Origin of the sequence: Nocardia seriolae NBRC 15557 (genome assembly GCF_007990715.1) — a bacterium.
Taxonomy (GTDB): Bacteria; Actinomycetota; Actinomycetes; order Mycobacteriales; family Mycobacteriaceae; genus Nocardia; species Nocardia seriolae.
Genome location: NZ_BJWY01000015.1, coordinates 1 through 18,219, shown reverse-complemented (window position 1 = coordinate 18,219; position 18,219 = coordinate 1). Strand labels below are relative to the sequence as shown.

At 68.6% G+C, this 18,219-nt stretch carries 17 protein-coding genes and 1 pseudogene; 10 read left to right on the top strand and 8 right to left on the bottom strand.

Features of this window, described 5'->3' with window-relative positions; all coding sequences use genetic code 11:
* Positions 1 to 8 precede the first annotated feature (8 nt).
* Entirely contained in the window at positions 9 to 1,049 is a 1,041-nt protein-coding gene (locus NS2_RS07200; RefSeq protein WP_045436224.1) for a 3-oxoacyl-ACP synthase III family protein, read from the top strand.
* Between the two features lie 89 nt (positions 1,050 to 1,138).
* Positions 1,139 to 2,242, top strand: a complete 1,104-nt coding sequence (locus NS2_RS07195; RefSeq protein ID WP_052086013.1) for an aminotransferase class I/II-fold pyridoxal phosphate-dependent enzyme — start codon at positions 1,139 to 1,141, stop codon at positions 2,240 to 2,242.
* Here NS2_RS07195 and NS2_RS07190 read toward each other — a convergent pair.
* Positions 2,190 to 3,164 carry a bile acid:sodium symporter family protein gene (locus tag NS2_RS07190; RefSeq protein WP_033085887.1) on the bottom strand — a complete coding sequence of 325 codons (975 nt, stop codon included), beginning with the start codon at positions 3,162 to 3,164 and terminating at the stop codon, positions 2,190 to 2,192. The two genes, NS2_RS07195 and NS2_RS07190, sit on opposite strands and share 53 nt — an antisense overlap.
* A gap of 104 nt (positions 3,165 to 3,268) precedes the next feature.
* Here NS2_RS07190 and NS2_RS07185 point away from each other — a divergent pair, with 104 nt between their 5' ends.
* The 4 genes and pseudogenes from NS2_RS07185 to NS2_RS07170 all read left to right on the top strand — a co-directional run bounded on the left by NS2_RS07185 (position 3,269) and on the right by NS2_RS07170 (position 5,884).
* Entirely contained in the window at positions 3,269 to 4,204 is a 936-nt protein-coding gene (locus tag NS2_RS07185; protein WP_033085886.1) for a TIGR04222 domain-containing membrane protein, read from the top strand.
* Positions 4,201 to 5,108, top strand: a pseudogene (locus NS2_RS07180) (MbnB/TglH/ChrH family RiPP precursor modification enzyme). Before NS2_RS07185 ends, NS2_RS07180 begins: the two are co-directional and overlap by 4 nt.
* Positions 5,105 to 5,425, top strand: coding sequence for an SCO6045 C-terminal-like domain-containing protein (locus tag NS2_RS07175; RefSeq protein WP_033085885.1), 321 nt, complete (start codon positions 5,105 to 5,107; stop codon positions 5,423 to 5,425). The pseudogene NS2_RS07180 and the gene NS2_RS07175 overlap by 4 nt, the downstream one beginning before the upstream one ends.
* A 27-nt stretch (positions 5,426 to 5,452) precedes the next feature.
* Positions 5,453 to 5,884, top strand: a complete 432-nt coding sequence (locus NS2_RS07170) for a GNAT family N-acetyltransferase (RefSeq protein WP_033085884.1) — start codon at positions 5,453 to 5,455, stop codon at positions 5,882 to 5,884.
* Positions 5,885 to 5,902: 18 nt separating this feature from the next.
* Here the strand turns inward: NS2_RS07170 and NS2_RS07165 are convergent, their stop codons facing one another.
* Positions 5,903 to 6,307 (bottom strand): SdpI family protein, encoded by a 405-nt coding sequence (locus NS2_RS07165; RefSeq protein ID WP_033085883.1) that lies wholly within the window; start codon positions 6,305 to 6,307, stop codon positions 5,903 to 5,905.
* A 102-nt stretch (positions 6,308 to 6,409) separates the two neighbouring features.
* On the opposite strand from NS2_RS07165, the gene leuS reads away from it, so the two are divergent.
* The 3 genes from leuS to NS2_RS35860 all read left to right on the top strand — a co-directional run bounded on the left by leuS (position 6,410) and on the right by NS2_RS35860 (position 11,494).
* On the top strand, positions 6,410 to 9,283 hold the full coding sequence (leuS, locus tag NS2_RS07160) for a leucine--tRNA ligase (protein ID WP_033085882.1): 2,874 nt from the start codon (positions 6,410 to 6,412) through the stop codon (positions 9,281 to 9,283).
* Positions 9,284 to 9,560: 277 nt separating this feature from the next.
* Positions 9,561 to 11,321: an aa3-type cytochrome oxidase subunit I gene (gene ctaD / locus NS2_RS07155; protein WP_370737273.1), complete on the top strand. Its 1,761-nt coding sequence runs from the start codon at positions 9,561 to 9,563 to the stop codon at positions 11,319 to 11,321.
* Positions 11,318 to 11,494, top strand: a complete 177-nt coding sequence (locus tag NS2_RS35860) for a hypothetical protein (protein WP_155239029.1) — start codon at positions 11,318 to 11,320, stop codon at positions 11,492 to 11,494. Before ctaD ends, NS2_RS35860 begins: the two co-directional genes overlap by 4 nt.
* 15 nt (positions 11,495 to 11,509) lie before the next feature.
* Here the strand turns inward: NS2_RS35860 and NS2_RS07150 are convergent, their stop codons facing one another.
* The 4 genes from NS2_RS07150 to NS2_RS36700 form a co-directional block, all read right to left on the bottom strand.
* Complete coding sequence (locus NS2_RS07150) at positions 11,510 to 12,454, bottom strand: Acg family FMN-binding oxidoreductase (RefSeq protein WP_147207114.1); 945 nt, start codon at positions 12,452 to 12,454, stop codon at positions 11,510 to 11,512.
* Between the two features lie 184 nt (positions 12,455 to 12,638).
* Positions 12,639 to 13,967, bottom strand: coding sequence for an extracellular catalytic domain type 2 short-chain-length polyhydroxyalkanoate depolymerase (locus NS2_RS07145; RefSeq protein ID WP_145961862.1), 1,329 nt, complete (start codon positions 13,965 to 13,967; stop codon positions 12,639 to 12,641).
* 103 nt (positions 13,968 to 14,070) lie between these two features.
* Positions 14,071 to 14,745, bottom strand: a complete 675-nt coding sequence (locus NS2_RS07140; protein ID WP_036545458.1) for a DUF8020 domain-containing protein — start codon at positions 14,743 to 14,745, stop codon at positions 14,071 to 14,073.
* A gap of 14 nt (positions 14,746 to 14,759) precedes the next feature.
* Complete coding sequence (locus tag NS2_RS36700; protein WP_033085880.1) at positions 14,760 to 15,011, bottom strand: hypothetical protein; 252 nt, start codon at positions 15,009 to 15,011, stop codon at positions 14,760 to 14,762.
* Between the two features lie 89 nt (positions 15,012 to 15,100).
* On the opposite strand from NS2_RS36700, the gene NS2_RS07130 reads away from it, so the two are divergent.
* A complete protein-coding gene (locus NS2_RS07130; RefSeq protein WP_052085996.1) occupies positions 15,101 to 16,483 on the top strand; it encodes a helix-turn-helix domain-containing protein in 1,383 nt (460 codons plus the stop codon).
* Positions 16,484 to 16,500: 17 nt separating this feature from the next.
* Here the strand turns inward: NS2_RS07130 and NS2_RS07125 are convergent, their stop codons facing one another.
* Complete coding sequence (locus tag NS2_RS07125; protein WP_033085879.1) at positions 16,501 to 17,295, bottom strand: polysaccharide deacetylase family protein; 795 nt, start codon at positions 17,293 to 17,295, stop codon at positions 16,501 to 16,503.
* A 68-nt stretch (positions 17,296 to 17,363) separates the two neighbouring features.
* The gene (locus tag NS2_RS07120) at positions 17,364 to 18,143 is read right to left on the bottom strand and encodes a polysaccharide deacetylase family protein (RefSeq protein ID WP_370737275.1); all 780 of its coding nucleotides are present in this window, start codon (positions 18,141 to 18,143) and stop codon (positions 17,364 to 17,366) included.
* Between the last annotated feature and the right edge of the window lie 76 nt (positions 18,144 to 18,219).

The following is an 18,219-nucleotide window of genomic DNA, read 5'->3' as shown; positions in this document are numbered from 1 at the left end:
TGTCTCCCATGGACTTTACGAACCCCACCCTGAGGACGCCGCCTGTCAGCCTGGTCGACGTGGCCGGGTACCTGCCCGGTGAACCGGTCGGCACCGAGTACTTCACCCAGTTCTCGCGCTCGGACCGGATGGCCAAGAACGTCATGTTCCGCGCGCCCAAGGGCCGCCACCACGTGGCCCGCGACGAGACCGCCGTCGACATGATCGAGCGCGCCGTCGCCCCGCTCGTCGATCGCCATGGGACGCAGCAGATCTCGGAGATCGACGTGCTGCTCACCCACACCCAGCTGCCCGACAATCCGGTGCTGGGCGCGGGGACGGAGGCGGCGCGGCGGCTGGATATGAAGCCGCGCTGGGTCTTCGACGTGCACAACGGCGGTTGCGCGGCGTTCATCCACATGATGTGGATGGCGCGGATGATCCTGCAGACCACCGACGCGCGCACCGCGCTCATCGCGTGCGCGCAGAACTGCGCCGGACCGGTGTTCACCCAGTCCGATATTCGCGGGCTCGCGCAGGCTCCGGTTCCCGGCGACGGGTGCGGGGTCGGGCTGCTGGTGAAGAACAATTCCGCGCCCGTCCTCGATATCGAGTGCCGGACCTATCCGGAGTTCGCCGGGGACATGGAGTTCAGCACCAATGGCGAGCGCAAGTACTGGGAGCCCGGCGAGGGCCAGGGCTGCGTGACCTTCACCGAGTCCAAGGTGGCCAAGGTGATGACGCGCGGCAATCGGCTGGTGCCCGAGGTGGCACAGGCGGTGTGCAAGCGCATCGGGGTGAAGTCCCGCGATATCGACACCTTCGTCACCAATCAGCCCAACCGGCTGTTCCTGCGCAACTGGAACGAGGCCATGGAGTTGCCGCCCGAACGGCATCCCGACACCTTCGACAGCTGCGGAAACCTTTTCGCCGCGGGCATTCCGGTCACCCTGGACACCGAGAACCGGGCCGGGCGGCTGCGCAATGGCTCGGTGGTACTGATGGCGGCGTTCGCGCACGCCGGGGACTTCGCGGGGGCGGCGGCCGTGCGCTGGGGAGCCGCGCGATGACCCGCGACGGCGTCGAGGAGGACAGCCGCCCCGCGCCGCTGGCACCGCTGCGGTCTCCGGTCGCACCGATGCGGTCCCAGGTCACCCCGATGCGGTGGCCGACCGGGTTGCGCGGCGAGGAGCCCGCCGTCCGCTACGACCTGAGCCTGAGCGAGAACCCGTTCCCGCCACTGCCTTCGGTCATCGAGGCGCTCGACGACTGCATCGATATGGCCAACCGGTATCCGGAGTTCCTGCCCACGCGGCTGCCGCAGGTCATCGCCGACCGGCTGGGCGTGCGCGCCGACCAGGTGGTGGTGGGTTCCGGCGCGACCGGGGTGGCCATGCAGATCATGCAGACCCTCCCCCGCGCCGGAGCCGGATTCGTCTACGCCGCACCGACCTTCGACGGCTATCCGATCATGGCCAATATGGTCGGGCTGCGACCGGTGGCGGTGCCGCTGGATCCGCACGGCCGTCAGGACCTGTGGGGCATGGCGCGGGCGGTGGACGAGCGCACCGGGCTGATCGCGGTGTGCCGCCCGCACAATCCGACCGGAACCGTGGTCCCGGCCAGTGAATTGAAGGCGTTCCTGTACGCCGTCCCGGCCCGGGTGCCGGTCATCCTCGACGAGGCGTACGTCGAATTCCTCGGCGCGACAGACACTCTCGACGCCCGCGAGCTCATCCGGCGGCACCCCAATGTGCTGGTGCTGCGCACCTTCTCCAAGGCGTACGGTCTGGCCGGGCTGCGCATCGGCTACGCCTTCGGCGCGCCCGAACTGGTGCGGCGGGTGCACCGCCTGCAACTGCCGTTCGGCGTGCCAGCCACCGCGGTGGCCGCGGTGCGCGCCTCCTACGCGGCCGAAGCCGAACTGGGAGAACGGATTCTGCGCATCACCACCGAACGCGAACTACTGCGCGCCGAACTGCGCCGCGGCGGCATCCGGGTGCCGCGCAGCAGCGCCAACTTCCTCTACCTGCCCGGGCGCGATATCGCCCCCGCGCTGGCGCTGGCCGGAATCGTGGCCAAGCGCTATCCGGACGGCAGCGCCCGCATCGCCGTCGGCGATCCGCTCGCCGACCGCGCCGTACTGCACGCGCTGGCCGGGCGGCCCTCGGCCGGCGGGCGCTCGCTGCGGCGCGAGGACAGCCGGCTGCTCACGCTGACGGCGCGGTACGAGCCCAGCGTCCGGCGAGGGCCGCGCACGTGATCAGCTGAATCTGGTGGAACATCATGAGCGGCAGCACGATCAGGCCCACCGGGTGACCGGCGAACAGCACCGTCGCCATGGGCAGACCGGTGGCCAGGCTCTTCTTGGAACCGCAGAACACCACCACGATGCGGTCGGCGCGATCGAATCGCACCGCCTCGCCGAGGAATCCGGTGGCGGTCAGCACGATGGCCAGGATGGCGCAGCACACCAGGGCCAGCAGCAGAATCCGCCACGGCGACATGGCATGCCAGATGCCCTCCACCATGCCCGCGCTGAAGGCGCTGTAGACCACCAGCAGGATGGAACCGCGATCCACCAGCTTGGTCGGCTCGGCATAGCGGGACAGGAAGCCCTTCACCTTGGGCCGGATCAGCTGTCCGACGAAGAACGGCACCAGCAGCTGCAGCACGATGTCCACCACGGCGGACGGATCGACCCGCGCCTGGCCGGTGGTGTTCATGAGCGCGATCACCAGCGCGGGAGTCAGGAAGACGCCCAGCAGGTTCGACACCGTGGCGCTCACGATCGCGCCCGCCACATTGCCCTTGGCGATGGAGGTGAAGGCGATCGAGGACTGCACCGTGGACGGCACCAGGCACAGGAACAGCACACCGGTGTACAGGTCGCTGGTGAGCACGTGCGGCACCAGCACCCGCGCGGCCAGGCCGATCACCGGGAACAGCACGAACGTGCAGGCCAGCACGGTCAGATGCAGCCGCCAGTGCTTGAGACCTTCGACTGCCTCCCGCGGCGCGAGCCGGGTGCCGTAGAGCAGGAACAGCAATGCGATAGCGATCTTCGTCAACCAGCTCACGACCTCGGCGGCCTCGCCCCGGGCTGGGAAAACACTGGCCAGCAGGACCATCGCAAGGATCGACAGGATGAACCCGTCTATGTAGAACTTGCTGATAAATCGCACCGAACCAGGCTAAACACCCCAAAATTCTCGGGATAACACCGCACCCGCGCGACGGCGATACTGGTGGTGATCGAACATCACGACGACTCCCGAGGGGAATCGCCATGGTCCAGTGGACCGCCGCGGCCACGACCGCACCCGACACCTGGGGAATCTCGGGACCTGCCTTTCTGGGGTACTACGCGCTGGGCGCACTGCTGGCGCTGGGCCTCGCACTCGCCTGTCGCCGCGCGGTACTGAACAGGATCACACCGGCATCGGACCCGAACGGCCCCTTGCGTCCCACCGAACTGGCCATGCTGATCGACGAGAAGCGACCGGTGCTGGCGGGCCTGGCGCAACTGCGCGGCAGGCACCTCATCGACTCCACCGGGCGGTCGATCCGCACGCCGACCGCCGCCGAAATGTCTGCCCTCGACCCCCTGTCGGTCTCGCTGCACGCGCACCTGATTCGTACGGACCGGCGCAACATTCGAGACCTGCGGGCGGCGGGCATTTTCGCGGTGGTCAAGATGCGCGCGGATCTTCGCGCCCGCGGGTACCTGTCGGGTCCGCGACAGCGGAAAGCATTGATCCTGGCCACCCTTCCGCTCGACCTGCTGCTCGTGATCGGCCTCGCGCGGTTGGTCGCCGGCGCCTCGACACACCACAGCGTCGGATTCCTGGTGGTGGCCTTGATCGTCACGTTCATCGCCGCGGCGCTGATGTTGCGGCCGCCCCGGGTGGCGCGGCGTGGCCGTGACACGCTCGCGGCCGAACAGGAGCGCAATCTGTATCTGCGGCCGGGCAATTCGCCCGCCTACAGCTCCTACGGTCCCGACAGCGCCGCCCTGGCCGTGGCCCTGTTCGGCGGTGCCGCGCTGTGGATGATGGATCCGGAGCTGGCCGGAGCGGTGAGCATGGCGGCCGTCCCGGTCGGCGGTGGCGGCAGCGGCTACAGCTGTAGCACCGACAGCGGCAGCAGCGGTGACAGCGGCGGCGGAAGCAGTTGCAGCAGTAGCAGTTGCGGCAGCAGTTGCGGGGGAGGCTGCGGCGGATGAGCGGATCACCGCTCCCGGCGGGGGCGCTGGGCATCGGCTGGCGGCGCGAGATCTGCGGACGGTCGCGGCGTTGGAGGGCATCGGCTTCTGCGAGGTGATCGCGGAAACCCTGACCCCCGGCGGTTCCGGGCGCGGCGGCCTCGGCACATTGCTCGGTCGCTCCGGATCGCGAACCGGCATCGCCGTGCCCGAGGAGCTGGCCGCTCTGGTGAACCGGGGCATTCCGGCTGTGCCGCACGGTATTTCGCTCTCGCTCGGCGGGGCGGAGGCGGTGGACGACGGACGCGTCGCCCACCTCGCCGGATGCGCACGGACACTGGGGTCACCGCTGGTGAGCGAGCACATCGCCTTCGTGCGCGCGGGTGGCTTGGAGGCCGGGCGCCTGCTGCCGGTCCCCCGCACCCGCGAGGCGCTGGATGCACTGGAGCGCAATATCTTCCGTGCCAGCAGGCAGCTGGACGTGCCGTTGGCCGTGGAGAACATCGCGACGCTGTTCGAATGGCCCGACGCCGAATACACCGAGGCCGAATTCCTTCGGGAGCTGGTCGACCGCACCGGCGTCTACCTGCTGCTCGATATCGCGAATGTGTATGCCAATGCCCGCAATACGGGACGCGATCCGCTCACCGAACTGCTGCGCCTGCCCACCGAGCGGCTGGCGTACTGCCATATCGCGGGCGGCCACGAGTCCGGCGGCCGCTATATCGACACCCACGTGCACGCCGTCCCCGCCGAGGTGCTGGCCCTGGTCGCCGAGTTCGCGCCGGGCCGTACCGTCCCGCTCATGCTCGAGCGTGACGGGAACTACCCGCCCGCAACCGAACTCGCGGCCGAACTGAATGCCATCGCCGCCGCGGCGGGCCGCCCGGCCGTCACCCTGCACCCGGAACCGATTCGGACATGACACTCGCACAGCAGCAGGCGGCATTGGTGTCGGCGCTGGTGGCGGGGGCCGCGGTGCCGCCCGGTTTCGACGCGGCCGATCTCGCCGCCACCGCGCAGGGACTGCTGCACAAGCGGGCGCACGAGGTGGCCCGGCGCTTCCCGCACCTGGCACTTGCCGCCGGACCCGACTTCACGGCCCGCTACGTGGAGTGGGCGCGGACCCGGCCAAAGACCACCACGATCGCGGACGCGGCCGCCTTCGCGAGCGAGTTCGGGCTGCCCGGGCCGGGACCGAATCGGGCCCGCCGCTCACGCTGGCGAACTCTCGGCAAGTGAGCTCGGACACTCAGGCATGCTGGACTCATGATCCAGGTCGTCACCGTCAGTACCGAACAAGAACTAGCCGACGCCTATGCCGTGCGCATGAAGGTGTTCGTGGATGAGCAGGGCGTGCCCGAAGAGATCGAGATCGATGAACTCGATGAGGTTGCCGATCATTTCCTGGCCCGCCTGGACGGCAAGCCCGTCGGGGCCGGACGCCTGATCGTGCGGGACGGCGTCGGCGTGCTCGGCCGACTGGCGGTGCTGGAGGAGACCCGGGGTACCGGACTGGGCGCGGCCCTGGTTCGGGCCATCGAGGAGCGCGTGGCCGAGCGCGGATTGGGCGCGGTCGAACTGCATTCGCAGACCCGGGCCCGCGGCTTCTACGAGAAGCTCGGCTACGAGGCGTACGGCGAGATCGGCATGGACGCGGGCATCCCGCACATCTGGATGCGCCGCGACCTCGCGAACTGAGTACTCGTCGCGAAGCGGCTAGGCGGGCTCGCAGGCGTCGCGCAGTGAGCAGGAGCCGCAGGCGCTCCCGCACCCGCCGACCTTCTCCTCCGGAAACGCCACGGCCAGCGCCTTCTCCGCGGCCGCCGCACCCGCCCCGAGGGTGAACACCGCGATCACCACGGCCACCACCGCGACGATCAGCGCGGGAATCCCACCCGCCACGATCGCCACCGCACCACTGGCCGCGAGCAGCAGCCCGGCCACGATGGAGGTCGGTGCCGCCACCTTGTTGGCGAGCTTGAAGGCTTCCTCGGTTTTCACCGCCGCCTCCGAGTGCACGCCGAAATACCGGTTGCCAGGGAGGGCGCCCGTAAACCCGAGCACGCCCGTGACCACGGCCACAGCCGCGAAGACAAAGAGGATCAGCGCCACGACGAACACCCGGTAAACGGTACCCCTACCCTTTTTGGGCCTGGGGAAGGCCACGTTTTACCCTGGTGAGCGACCTTTATCGGGGATTGGCTGGACACAGAAGGCAGGACAGTGCAGGACACCCGTGCAACCGAAACACCCACCGCGACCGCGGGTGGGGGCGGCGACGTTCCCGCACACCGCTACAACGCCGACCTCGCGGGGCGCATCGAGCGCAAGTGGCAGGGCAACTGGCAGGAGCGCGGCACGTTCTACGCGCCGAACCCGGTCGGTCCGCTGCAGGGCGAGACCCCGGCCGACAAGCTGTTCATCCAGGACATGTTCCCGTACCCGTCGGGCGCGGGCCTGCACGTCGGGCACCCGCTGGGCTATATCGCCACCGACGTGTTCGCCCGCTATCACCGCATGCACGGCCGGAATGTGCTGCACGCCCTGGGTTACGACGCCTTCGGCCTGCCCGCCGAGCAGTACGCGGTGCAGACCGGCGCGCACCCGCGCGACACCACGGTCGCGAACATGGCCAATATGCAGCGGCAGCTGGACCGGCTGGGCTTGGGCCACGACCGGCGGCGCACCTTCGCCACCACCGATCCCGAGTACTACCGGTGGACGCAGTGGATCTTCCTGCGCATCTACAACGCCTGGTTCGACGCGGGCCTGGGCAAGGCCCGCCCGATCGCCGAGCTGATCGCCGAATTCGCCGACGGCAAGCGCGAAGCCGTTCAGGGACGCGCCTGGAACGAGCTGTCCCCGGCCGAGCAGAATTCCGTCGTCGACTCCTATCGCCTGGTCTACCAGACCGATTCGATGGTCAACTGGTGCCCGGGCCTGGGCACCGTGCTGTCCAACGAGGAGGTCACCGCGGACGGCCGCTCCGAGCGCGGCAACTTCCCGGTGTTCCGTAAGCGCCTGTGGCAGTGGATGATGCGCATCACCGCCTACTCCGATCGCCTGGTCGACGACCTGGACGAGCTGGACTGGCCGGAGAACGTGAAGGCCATGCAGCGCAACTGGATCGGCCGCTCGCGGGGCGCGCAGGTCAAGTTCGAGGCGGGCAGCGACCTGATCGAGGTCTTCACCACCCGCCCCGACACCCTGTTCGGCGCGACCTACGTGGTGCTGGCCCCCGAGCACGAGCTGGTCGACACCCTGACCGGCGCGTCCTGGCCCACGGGCACCGACAAGCGCTGGACCTTCGGCGGCGCGGATACGCCCGCGGAAGCCGTTGCGGCCTACCGCAATTCGATCGCGGCCAAATCGGATCTGGAGCGGCAGGAGAACAAGGAGAAGACCGGCGTCTTCCTGGGCACCTACGCCACCAACCCGGTCAACGGCGCGCGCGTGCCGGTCTTCATCGCCGACTACGTGCTGAGCGGCTACGGCACCGGCGCGATCATGGCCGTCCCCGGCCACGACGCGCGCGACTGGGAGTTCGCCACCGCCTTCGGCCTGCCCATCGTGGAAGTGGTCGCGGGCGGCGACGTCTCGGAGGCCGTGTACACCGGTGACGGCGTCATGGTGAACTCCGGCTACATCGACGGCATGGACATCGAGTCCGCCAAGGCCAAGGTGATCGCCGAGCTGGAGGCCAACGGCCACGGTAGGGGCACCGTCCAGTACAAGCTGCGCGACTGGCTGTTCGCGCGGCAGCGCTACTGGGGCGAGCCGTTCCCCATCGTCTACGACGAGGACGGCGGGGCCCACGCGCTGCCGGAATCCATGCTGCCGGTGCGGCTGCCGGAGATCGACGACTTCGCGCCGGTCACCTTCGACCCGGACGACGCCGACTCCGAGCCGTCCCCGCCGCTGGCCAAGGCCACCGACTGGGTGAACGTCGAACTGGATCTGGGCGACGGCCCGCGCAAGTACCGCCGCGACACCAATGTCATGCCCAACTGGGCGGGCAGCTCCTGGTACCAGCTGCGCTACGCGGACCCCACCAACGACGAGACCTTCTGCGCCCCCGAGAACGAGAAGTACTGGCTGGGCCCGCGCACGGCCGAGCACGGTCCGAAGGATCCGGGCGGCGTGGACCTGTACGTCGGCGGTGTGGAGCACGCGGTGCTGCACCTGCTGTACGCGCGGTTCTGGCAGAAGGTGCTGTTCGATCTGGGTGACGTGTCCGGCTCCGAGCCGTACCGCCGCCTGTTCAACCAGGGCTACATCCAGGCCTTCGCCTACACCGACGCGCGCGGGGCCTACGTGCCCGCCGCGGAGATCGTAGAGCGGGACGGAAAGTTCTTCTGGACCAATGCCTCCGGCGTGGAGGAGGAGGTCTTCCAGGAGTACGGCAAGATCGGCAAATCGCTGAAGAACGCCATCTCCCCCGACGAGATGTGCGACCTGTACGGCGCGGACACCTTCCGCTTCTACGAGATGTCGATGGGCCCGCTGGACACCTCGCGGCCGTGGGCCACCAAGGATGTCGTGGGCGCGCACCGCTTCCTGCAGCGCGTGTGGCGACTGGTGGTGGACGAGGAGACCGGCGCGCTGAAGGTCACCGACGCCGAGCCGTCGACCGATGCGCTGCGCGTGCTGCACAAGACGATCGCCGGTGTCGACGACGACTTCGCCAACCTGCGCGACAACACCGCGGGCGCGAAGCTGATCGAGCTGACCAACTACCTGACCAAGAACTACGGCGACGGTGCGCCGCGGTCCCTGGTCGAGCCCCTGGTCCTGATGCTGGCCCCGATGTCCCCGCACGTGGCCGAGGAGCTGTGGGAACGCCTGGGCCACACCGTCGCCCTGGCGCACGGCCCGTTCCCGGTGGCGGATCCGGCGCTGCTGGTGGCGGATTCGGTCGAGTACCCGATCCAGGTCAACGGCAAGGTCCGCGCCCGCGTCAGCGTGCCCGCCGACGCCGATCAGGCCGCGGTCGAGGCCGCCGCCCTGGCCGACGAGAAGATCGCGGAACTGCTGGGCGGCAAGCCGCCTCGCAAGATCATCGTGGTGCCGGGCCGCCTGGTGAACATCGTCGCCTGAGTCCGTTCGCGGAAAAACCCGCGCCGCTTCCGGTTTTCGGAGGTGGCGCGGGTTTTTTCGTGCCCGGGTAAGCCAAGTCACACGGGCGGGCGGGGCCAGGGCCACAGGGTTGTCCACCGAATCGCCGAAAGTCCCCAATCGGACGCCAGAGGTCCCCGAAAGGTCCCTTCGGCCTGGTCGGGGCCGGTTCCCCGTGACTACCGTTCGGTTGCTTTGCGCATTTCCGCCAATTCTGCTGCCGGGTGCGCGTTTTCGGAACGGTCGCTCAGGAGGATAGGTGACACAGGTAGCTCCCATGCCGAGATCGGATTCACCGGATCGATCGGCACTGCCGGTGGCGGTGCGGCCGCATCCGATCCGGCGCTCCCCCAAGGGCTCGTTCCTCTACAAGGTGGTCACCACCACCGACCCCAAGGTCCTCGGTCAGATGTATCTGGTGACCTCGATGGCCTTCTTCATGATCGCGGGCCTGATGGCGCTGATCATGCGCGCCGAGCTGGCCAAGCCCGGCATGCAGTTCCTCTCGCCCGAGCAGTTCAACCAGCTGTTCACCATGCACGGCACCATCATGCTGCTGTTCTACGCGACCTCGATCATCTTCGGTTTCGCGAACATCCTGCTGCCCTTGCAGATCGGCGCGCCCGATGTGGCGTTCCCGCGCCTGAACGCGCTCAGCTACTGGCTGTATCTGTTCGGCGCGTCACTGGCGACGGCGGGCTTCATCACCCCCGGCGGCGCGGCCGACTTCGGCTGGACCGCGTACACCCCGCTGAGCGACATCATCCACTCCCCCGGTGTCGGCGCGGACATGTGGATCCTGGGCGTCGGCGCGTCCGGCCTGGGCACCATTCTGGGCGCGGTCAACATGCTGACCACGGTGGTGTGCCTGCGCTGCCCCGGCATGACCATGTGGCGTCTGCCCATCTTCACGTGGAACGTGGTGGTCGCGAGCTTCCTTGTGCTGCTGGTGTTCCCGCTGCTGACCGCGGCCGCGCTGGCGCTGTACTACGACCGGCACCTGGGCGGGCACATCTACGATCCGGCCAGCGGCGGGACCATGCTGTTCCAGCATCTGTTCTGGTACTTCGGGCATCCCGAGGTGTACGTGATCGCGCTGCCGTTCTTCGGCATCGTGTCGGAGATCTTCCCGGTCTTCTCCCGTAAGCCGATCTTCGGCTACACCGGCATGGTGTACGCGACGCTGGGCATCGCGGCGCTGTCCATCGCGGTGTGGGCGCACCACATGTACGCCACCGGAGCCGTGCTGCTGCCGTACTTCTCGTTCATGACCTTCCTGATCGCGGTCCCGACCGGCGTGAAGTTCTTCAACTGGATCGGCACCCTGTGGAAGGGCCAGCTCACCTTCGAATCGCCCATGCTGTTCTCCCTGGGCTTCCTGGTGACCTTCCTCTTCGGCGGCCTGTCCGGCGTCATCCTCGCGAGCCCGCCGCTGGACTTCCACCTGTCCGACACGTATTTCGTGGTGGCGCACTTCCACTACACCCTGTTCGGCACGGTCGTGTTCGCCACCTTCGCGGGCATCTACTTCTGGTTCCCCAAGATCACCGGGCGCATGCTCGACGAGCGCCTGGCCAAGTGGCACTTCTGGACCACCTTCCTGGGCTTCCACCTGACCTTCCTGGCCCAGCACTGGCTCGGCAATATGGGCATGCCCCGCCGCTACGCCGACTACCTGCCCTCGGACGGATTCACCCTGTTGAACCAGGTCTCCACCATCGGGGCCTTCCTGCTGGGCGCGTCGATGCTGCCGTTCCTGTGGAACGTCTTCAAGTCCTACCGCTACGGCGAGGTCGTGGCCGTGGACGACCCGTGGGGTTACGGCAACTCCCTGGAGTGGGCGACCTCCTGCCCGCCACCGCGGCACAACTTCTACGAACTCCCCCGCATCCGTTCCGAGCGTCCGGCTTTCGAGTTGCACTACCCGCACATGGTGGAGCGCATGCGCGCCGAGGCGCACGTCGGCTGGGGCGCGGGGGCCCATCAGGTCACCGAAACCGCTGCGGTGGAGGCGAAATGACGCGCCCCCAGCACATGTCCACCTTCCGCATCCCGCGGGTGCCGCTGGGTCTGGTGGTGATTCTCGGGGCGCTGGCACTGATCGCGGCTCTGATCCTGCTGGATCACGCGATGGGCATCGGCGAGTCACGTCCGGCGATCACGGTCGGGGGCGGGGTGCAGTCCACCCCCTGACCGCACGAATCTCGTTCAGTAGGAGAGAATTTCGTCCAGTGGACGGCGGGGCGTGGACTCTATCGGGTCCGCGCCCCGCGGCGCTTCGCCGACCCGGATCACTACCTGAGGTGTGCCGGGGTAGGGGACCAGGGTTTCCAGCAGTTCCCGCCCCGCCGGGAGTTCGGTGATGTGGGTCAGGGCGCAGCTCGCGAGCCCGTCCGCGGTGCAGCGCAGCAGCACCGCCGACAGCGCCTCACCGGTTCGCAGCCAATGTGTCACCGAGGATTTCGCGGTGCTCAGCACCACCAGCCGGGCGCGATCGTCGAGCCCGGGGCGGCGCGCGGAGGGCGCGCCGGACGGGAAGATCCGGCCCACCCCGACCCGGTCGAACTCGGTGTCGGAGACCAGGGCCGTCGCGGGCACGCCGTCGGCCCCGTCGGAATGTCCTGTCCACATGTCCAATTCGGTTTCGTACAGCAGGTCGAGGCGGCGCAGGTCGCCGAAACGGCGGGAGGCCGCGGCCAGGCTCGGGCGAGCATCCTCGGCGAGCACGTCGACGGCGATGCGGTAGGGCGCGGCCACCTCACGGAGTGCCCCCAGCGTCTGTTCCCAGTGCGCGGGAGCCCGCAGCGGCAGTCTGTCGGTGCGCCGCCGCTCGATCGCCCGTGCCCGCTCCCGGAGTTCGGCCGGTACCTCGTCCCACGGCCGGAATCCGATGGCGGCCAGGTAGTCCGGGCGCTTCGGGTCCGGCAGGCGGAGCACCTCGGCATGCCAGCCCCGATCGGCGAACGCGGTTCGCACATGGTCGAGCATGGCGCCGCAGCTGATCACCAGTTGCCGGCCGTGGGGGTCCACCGCGGCCAGCCGACGCGTCGGATCCGCGTGGAGCCGCAGGCGAAGTCCGTCGAAACGCCAGCGCCAGGGCTGGGTGTTGTGCACCGACGGCGCTCGCGCCGCCAACTCCATGGCCTCGGTCATCGTCGTACGATCCGGCACCGTCAGCCTGTCTTCATCGACCCGCATAGCCCGAGTGTCGCGGGCCGGAAGATCGTGGAACACGGGCTTTTCGCCCGACCCTCCGGGCATTTGGTCACCGCCGCCGCCGCGCACGCCGGGCGGCACGGCTGAAGATCGCCGTGCCGCCCGATGAGTGCCGCACCCCTCAGCACTTCTGCCAGTAGCCGGGCCTGGTCTCCTTCAGCGAACTGGTGTTGTAGGTATTCCACAGGCCGAGAGCATCATTCGACCCGTTGGCATAGGTCTGGCCGAGGTTCTGGTGCGCCCGGCCGGCCACGGCCTGGTTGTAGTTGCTGTCGGTGATGCAGGTGGGCGCCGGAGTCGTGGTGGTCGGCGGAACGGTGGTGGTCGGCGGTGTGGTCGTCGTGGTCGGGGGCGGTGTGGTCGTCGTGGTCGGGGGCGGTGTGGTCGTGCTGGTCGGCGGTGTCGCACCGCCGCTGAGCTTGTGGACCATGGCCATGATGGCCTCGATCTGCTTGCCGCCGTGCCAGGCGTAGGCGCTGTCACCGCCGTAGCCCCACCAGTTCCAGCAACCGTTCGGGTTGGTGGTGCTCGCGCTGCTGAGCGGAATCGCCTGGGAGTAGAGCACGATCATGTTGTTGGTGTCGGCGTATTCGTTGAGGTTGGCGTCCTTCATGAAGGTGTCGCCGAACGACTGGTAGTCGTAGCCCTGTTTGCAGCCGTGCAGGGCGACCATCAGGCGGCAGCTGGTCCCGCCCGCGCAGGATTGCGGAATATAGGCGAATCCCTTGTCGTCCATGCTGATAGCGCTCGCACTACCGCCCGGCGCGTAGGTGTTCTGGTCGAACTGGACCAGTTTGCCGTTCAGCGTGGCGGCCGGGGCGCTCACGGTGCCGAAGAACTTGGCGAGCATCGCCTTCTCGGGATCGTTGCCGCAGTTGTTGATGAAAGGCGAGCTGGTATCCGAGCAGTTCACCGGTCCCAGCGGACTGACCCAGGCATGCCCGGCCGCGCTGGTCTTGTCGTAGGTGAGGTTCGCGCCGAAACCCGCGTAGTAGGCGGCGAGATCGTCGTTGACGGCCTGGAGCACGGTGTTGTCGTTGGTGCCGTGGTACAGGTACACCGGCGCGCCGGAGAGATTGGCGACGGCGTCCACCTCGCCCTGACTCGCCAGATCCCGTGTCTCGGTTTCCAATTGGGCGGGAGTCTGCCGCCCCGACCCGTTCTGCATGCACGAATTCTGTGCGCGCACCGCGTAATCGAAGTCCCCGGCGCAGCGGTAGGGACCGGCGGTGAAAATGCCCGCGCCGGCGAACACTCCGGAATAGGCGATGTGCAGCTGGTTGGCCATGTAGCCGCCGGACGAGACGCCCGACACGTAGGTGGCGCTGATGTTGTAGCCCTGCAGGGCGCCCGGCGTGGGACTCGGAACGGCGGCGGTCACCATGGACGCGGTGGCCGCGGCCAGTCCCGCGGCAACGGCCAAGGCGGATAAAGCGTTTCGCAACTTCATGCGGGTTTCCTCAACATTGGGATGAACCTCGCCGCCCGGCACTGCCCGCCGGGCGGCGAGGGCCTTACTTCGCCGGTGTGAACGGCGCGTTGATCGTGGTGAATTACTGCACCGCGGCGGCGATCGCGACAGGGGCCGTGATGAACAGCTGACCCGCCAAGGTGCCCAGGAAACCGACGGCGCCCGCACCGATCACGCAACCCGCGCCCGCGGCGCCGAGCAGCGGCACGAACATGGCGGCGAGGATGCCCGCCGAGCCCAGCCCGACGATCCCCGCCGCCGCGCCCGCCCCGACGAGGCAGCCCAGTGCGGCCCCGCCCAGGCCGCCGACCAGCGTGCCGATCGTCGCTCCCACACTGATGGTGTCGCGCATCCGGGCCCACGCCGCCTGCTCACGGTCGTACTGGCTCTTGAACGGAGCCTGATCCTCGTAGGGCAAAGCGACCGGCTTGTACACCGCGTGCGCCTCATCGATCTGCGGGGTCAAGGTCGCCGTGTGGTCGGAGATCCGCGCCGCGACCGGGAACTCGAAATCGTCCACCCGCAGCTTCAATTCGGTCCCGGCTATCACGGTGCCGTCCGGTGCCTTGATCTCGAAGATGCCGTTGTCGTTCACCAGCGAACCGGCGTCGGTGCGAATGATCGCGCCGGTCTCGGTCGTGGTGGCGGTGTAATCGATGGCATTGCCACCTGCATCAGCCGGAGCCGCTCCCGCGGGACCCGCTGCGATGCCCACCGCGGCGGCCAGCAGCAGCGATGCCGTCGTGATATTCCTCATCATTCTTCCTTCTCTCAGTTGCCCAGCGGGCAGGTAGCGGCCGGGTCGCCGACGGCGGTCCGGGCCAAGGTCGCGTCCGGCGTCGGCAATTGCCCTGCGGCCGTCCATGATTCGAGTGCGGTGGAGGCGCTGCGGAAGCAGGGCAGCATGGGCCGCAGCAGATTCGGGTGGGTGTCGTACAGTCCGTCCACGTGGTTGCCACCCTCGACCCGGTAGTACCGGTGCAGATCGCCCCGGCCCCGGTCGCGGATCATGGCGGCATACACGTCGGAGTCCCGGCCGATGGGCAGCAGGGTGTCGAGGGTGCCGTGAATCGTGATGAGCGGCTTCTGGATTCGTCCCGTCAGCGCGCATCGTGGCCATTCTGGGCGTGCCGATGAAGCTGGGCGAGCGGGTGATCGGGGTGCTGTTCGCCTCGCACCGCGATGCCCGCCCGTACGCGCCCGAGGAGATCGCGCTGCTGTCTTCGCTGGCCGCACACGCCACCATCGCACTGGACTCGGCCCGGCTGCTCACCGAAACCCGCACGGCGCTGGCCGAATGGAGCGCCGCCAACGAGGCCATGCACGCCCACTACAACACCGTGGAACGGGCGGCGCAGGCACACGACCGGATGACCGACGTGGTGGTGCGGGGCGGCGGCGTGGACGATGTCGCCGCGGTCGCCGCCGATATCCTCGGTGGGGCGCTGCTGGTCCTCGACGCCGACGGCCGCCGTGTCGGCCTGGTCGACGCGCCCGGCCCCCGGCCGCACGGGCAGCTGGAGGACGACCGGATGCTGGGCGAGATCGTCACCACGGCAGCGCAATTGGGGCGCACCGCGCAGCTGAAGGAGCTGTGGGCCGCGCCCGGCGGTGCGGGCAGCGAACCGCTGTGCACCCTGGTGCTGCATCATCCGGACCCGCTGTCGGTCTCCGATCAGCGCATTCTCGAACGCGCAACGCTGGTGACCGCGCTGCTGCTGTTGTTCCGCCGCAGCATTGCCGAGGCCGAGGGCCGGGTCCGCGGCGAGCTGCTCGACGATCTGCTGGCCGGGCGGGTCGCCGATCGCGCGGCGCTGGAGAACCAGGCCGCGCTGCTGGGCATCGATCTGTCACGGCCCCATGTGCTGGTGGACGTCGATCACGGCGAGCATCGCCGAATGGCCACCTGGACAACCGGTTACGGCATGACCCAGCACGGCCTGGCCGCCACCCGCGGGGAGCACACCGTGCTGTTGCTGCCCGGCTCGGACCCCACCGCCGCCGCCGAACAGCTCGGCCGGGAGCTGGCGGCGGCGCTCGGCTCCCGGGCGACCGTCGCGGGCGCGGGACCGGTGCAGCTGCCCGCCGGTACCGAGCCCGCCTACCGCGAGACAATGCGCTGCGTGCGGGTGCTGCACGCGCTCGGCCGCGCCGCATCCGCCTCCAGTGCAGCACATCTGGGCTTCGTGGGCCTGCTGATCAGCGGTGACGCCGACGCCCCGGCCTTCCTCGACAATGCGCTCGGTCCGGTGGTCGATTACGACCGCCGCCGCCGGACCGAGCTGGTCCACACCTTGGAAACCTACTTCGCCAGCGGGTGCAGTCTCAGCGCCAGCGCCAAACAGCTGCACGTGCACGTGAATACGGTGACGCAGCGGCTGGAGCGGATCACCGGGCTGCTCGGCGAGGGCTGTCAGCATCCGGATCGCGCGCTCGAGATCCAGTTGGCCCTGCGCCTGCACCGGCTCCGCGAATCCGCCGTGTTCACGGGCTGATTCGCGGCGGCCGGGCGCTAGCGCGGCGGGATCAGGACGTCGTTGAGGGTGACCAGTTGCAGGCTGCGCTCGCGGATGAGGTCCATGAGCTGGTCGTAGATGTGGGTGACGGTGGGCCGGTTGGCGTGGCCGATGACGATGGCCTGGGCGCGGAACCACTGGCGGGCGGCGTCGAGCAGCATGTCCTCGCTGATCACCTTGTTGGTGTCGCTCAGGCTGCCGTACCACATGGCCGGGACGCTGTAGCCGCAGTCGGCGGCGACAGCGTCGACGCTGCCGTTGTGGCGGCCGAAAGGCGGCCGGTAGTAAGGGGTTCCGTCGGTGCCGTACTGGTTCCAGAGGAAGTCCTTGCACCGGTTCAGCTGGTCGGCGACGGCGCCGCCGGACAGCCGGGTCAGGTCCGGGTGGTCCCAGGTGTGGTTGCCCAGCTGGACCTGACCGGAATCGACCAGGGGGCGCAGCACATCCCGGTGATCGAGCCAGCCCGGGTAGTAGGCGGTCACGAAGAAGGTGATCCGGGCCCCGGTATTGCGGGCGAAATCGATGAAACCCCGGATGGTTTCGGAGCTGGCGCCGTCGTCGATGGTGAGCGCCATGTGGTTGCCCGCGCCGGGCAGGGCATTGATGGTGCCCGGGCCGATCGGCGTCTTGGGGCCGAAGTCCGGGGCCAGGATCTGCGGTATGCCGGGGATCTGCGGCACGATCCCGGAGGATCCGGTGTCGAAGGGGAAGTCGGCGCGCGATTCACCGGTGCCCAGCAGGGTGGCGGCCGTGCCCGCCGCCAGCATCGTCAGCAGCCGTCGCCTGTCCATATCGAACCTCATTCCCTCGTCTCCAGCGCCCGTGGCGCCGGAACATCCACTCCCCCGGCCGAATCCGGCTACGTCGGCGACCTCAGTACGTCATTGAGCGTGACCAGCGACAGATTGCGCTGGCGCACGATGTCGATCAGCTGCCCGTAGCAATGGGTGACCGGGGGATGATTGGCATGCCCGATGACGATGGCCTGCGCGTTGAAATACTTTCGCGCGCACTCGATCAGGTAGTCCTCGGTGATGACGCCGGAGTCCGACAGCGAGCCGTACCACATGGTGGGGACGGTGTACCCCAGATCCGCTGCCACCTTGTCGACCGTAGCATCGTGGCGGCCGTAGGGCGGCCGGAAGTAGGGGGTGCCGTCCACGCCGAAGTTGTTGTGCAGGAAGGTTTTTGCCTTGCCCAGCTGCGTCGATACCTCGGCCGCGGAGAGCTTGGTGAGGTCGGGGTGGTCCCAGGTGTGATTGCCCAGCTGGATCTGGCCGGACTCCACCAGCGGCCGCAGCTCGGCGCGATGGGCGGTCCAGGAGTCGTAATTCGCGGTCACGAAGAAGGTGAACCGCGCGCCGGTGTCCTGCGCGAATTTGATGTACGCGCCGACCACTTCCGGGCTGGCCCCGTCGTCGACGGTGAGCGCCAAATTGCTGCCGGTGCCGGGCAGTGCGGTAATGGTCCCGGCGGGAATGGCGGACTTGGGGGTACCGGGCGGAGCGGCCAGCGGCTCGGTAGCCGCCGTCGTCGTGGACGCGGTGACCGGTCCGCTGATACGCGGGGTGATCTTGTGCGGGGAGGCGTCGCTCGCGGAGCAGCCCGTCAGGGCCGTCGCAGTGCCCGCGGCGAGCATTGCGAGCAACTGTCGTCTATCCATAGGTGTCGTTCACTCCGAGATATATCTTTTTACGCCGTGCCTCCCTCGCAGC

What these genes read in the sequence shown, in the direction of transcription:
- NS2_RS07140 (WP_036545458.1), bottom strand. Translation starts at nt 14,745, where the DNA reads ATGAGGAATATCACGACGGCATCGCTGCTGCTGGCCGCCGCGGTGGGC.
- NS2_RS07175 (WP_033085885.1), top strand. Translation starts at nt 5,105, where the DNA reads ATGACACTCGCACAGCAGCAGGCGGCATTGGTGTCGGCGCTGGTGGCG.
- NS2_RS07145 (WP_145961862.1), bottom strand. Translation starts at nt 13,967, where the DNA reads ATGAAGTTGCGAAACGCTTTATCCGCCTTGGCCGTTGCCGCGGGACTG.
- NS2_RS07120 (WP_370737275.1), bottom strand. Translation starts at nt 18,143, where the DNA reads ATGCTCGCCGCGGGCACTGCGACGGCCCTGACGGGCTGCTCCGCGAGC.
- NS2_RS07125 (WP_033085879.1), bottom strand. Translation starts at nt 17,295, where the DNA reads ATGGACAGGCGACGGCTGCTGACGATGCTGGCGGCGGGCACGGCCGCC.
- NS2_RS35860 (WP_155239029.1), top strand. Translation starts at nt 11,318, where the DNA reads ATGACGCGCCCCCAGCACATGTCCACCTTCCGCATCCCGCGGGTGCCG.
- NS2_RS07200 (WP_045436224.1), top strand. Translation starts at nt 9, where the DNA reads ATGGACTTTACGAACCCCACCCTGAGGACGCCGCCTGTCAGCCTGGTC.
- NS2_RS07150 (WP_147207114.1), bottom strand. Translation starts at nt 12,454, where the DNA reads ATGACCGAGGCCATGGAGTTGGCGGCGCGAGCGCCGTCGGTGCACAAC.
- NS2_RS07195 (WP_052086013.1), top strand. Translation starts at nt 1,139, where the DNA reads ATGCGGTGGCCGACCGGGTTGCGCGGCGAGGAGCCCGCCGTCCGCTAC.
- NS2_RS07170 (WP_033085884.1), top strand. Translation starts at nt 5,453, where the DNA reads ATGATCCAGGTCGTCACCGTCAGTACCGAACAAGAACTAGCCGACGCC.
- NS2_RS07185 (WP_033085886.1), top strand. Translation starts at nt 3,269, where the DNA reads ATGGTCCAGTGGACCGCCGCGGCCACGACCGCACCCGACACCTGGGGA.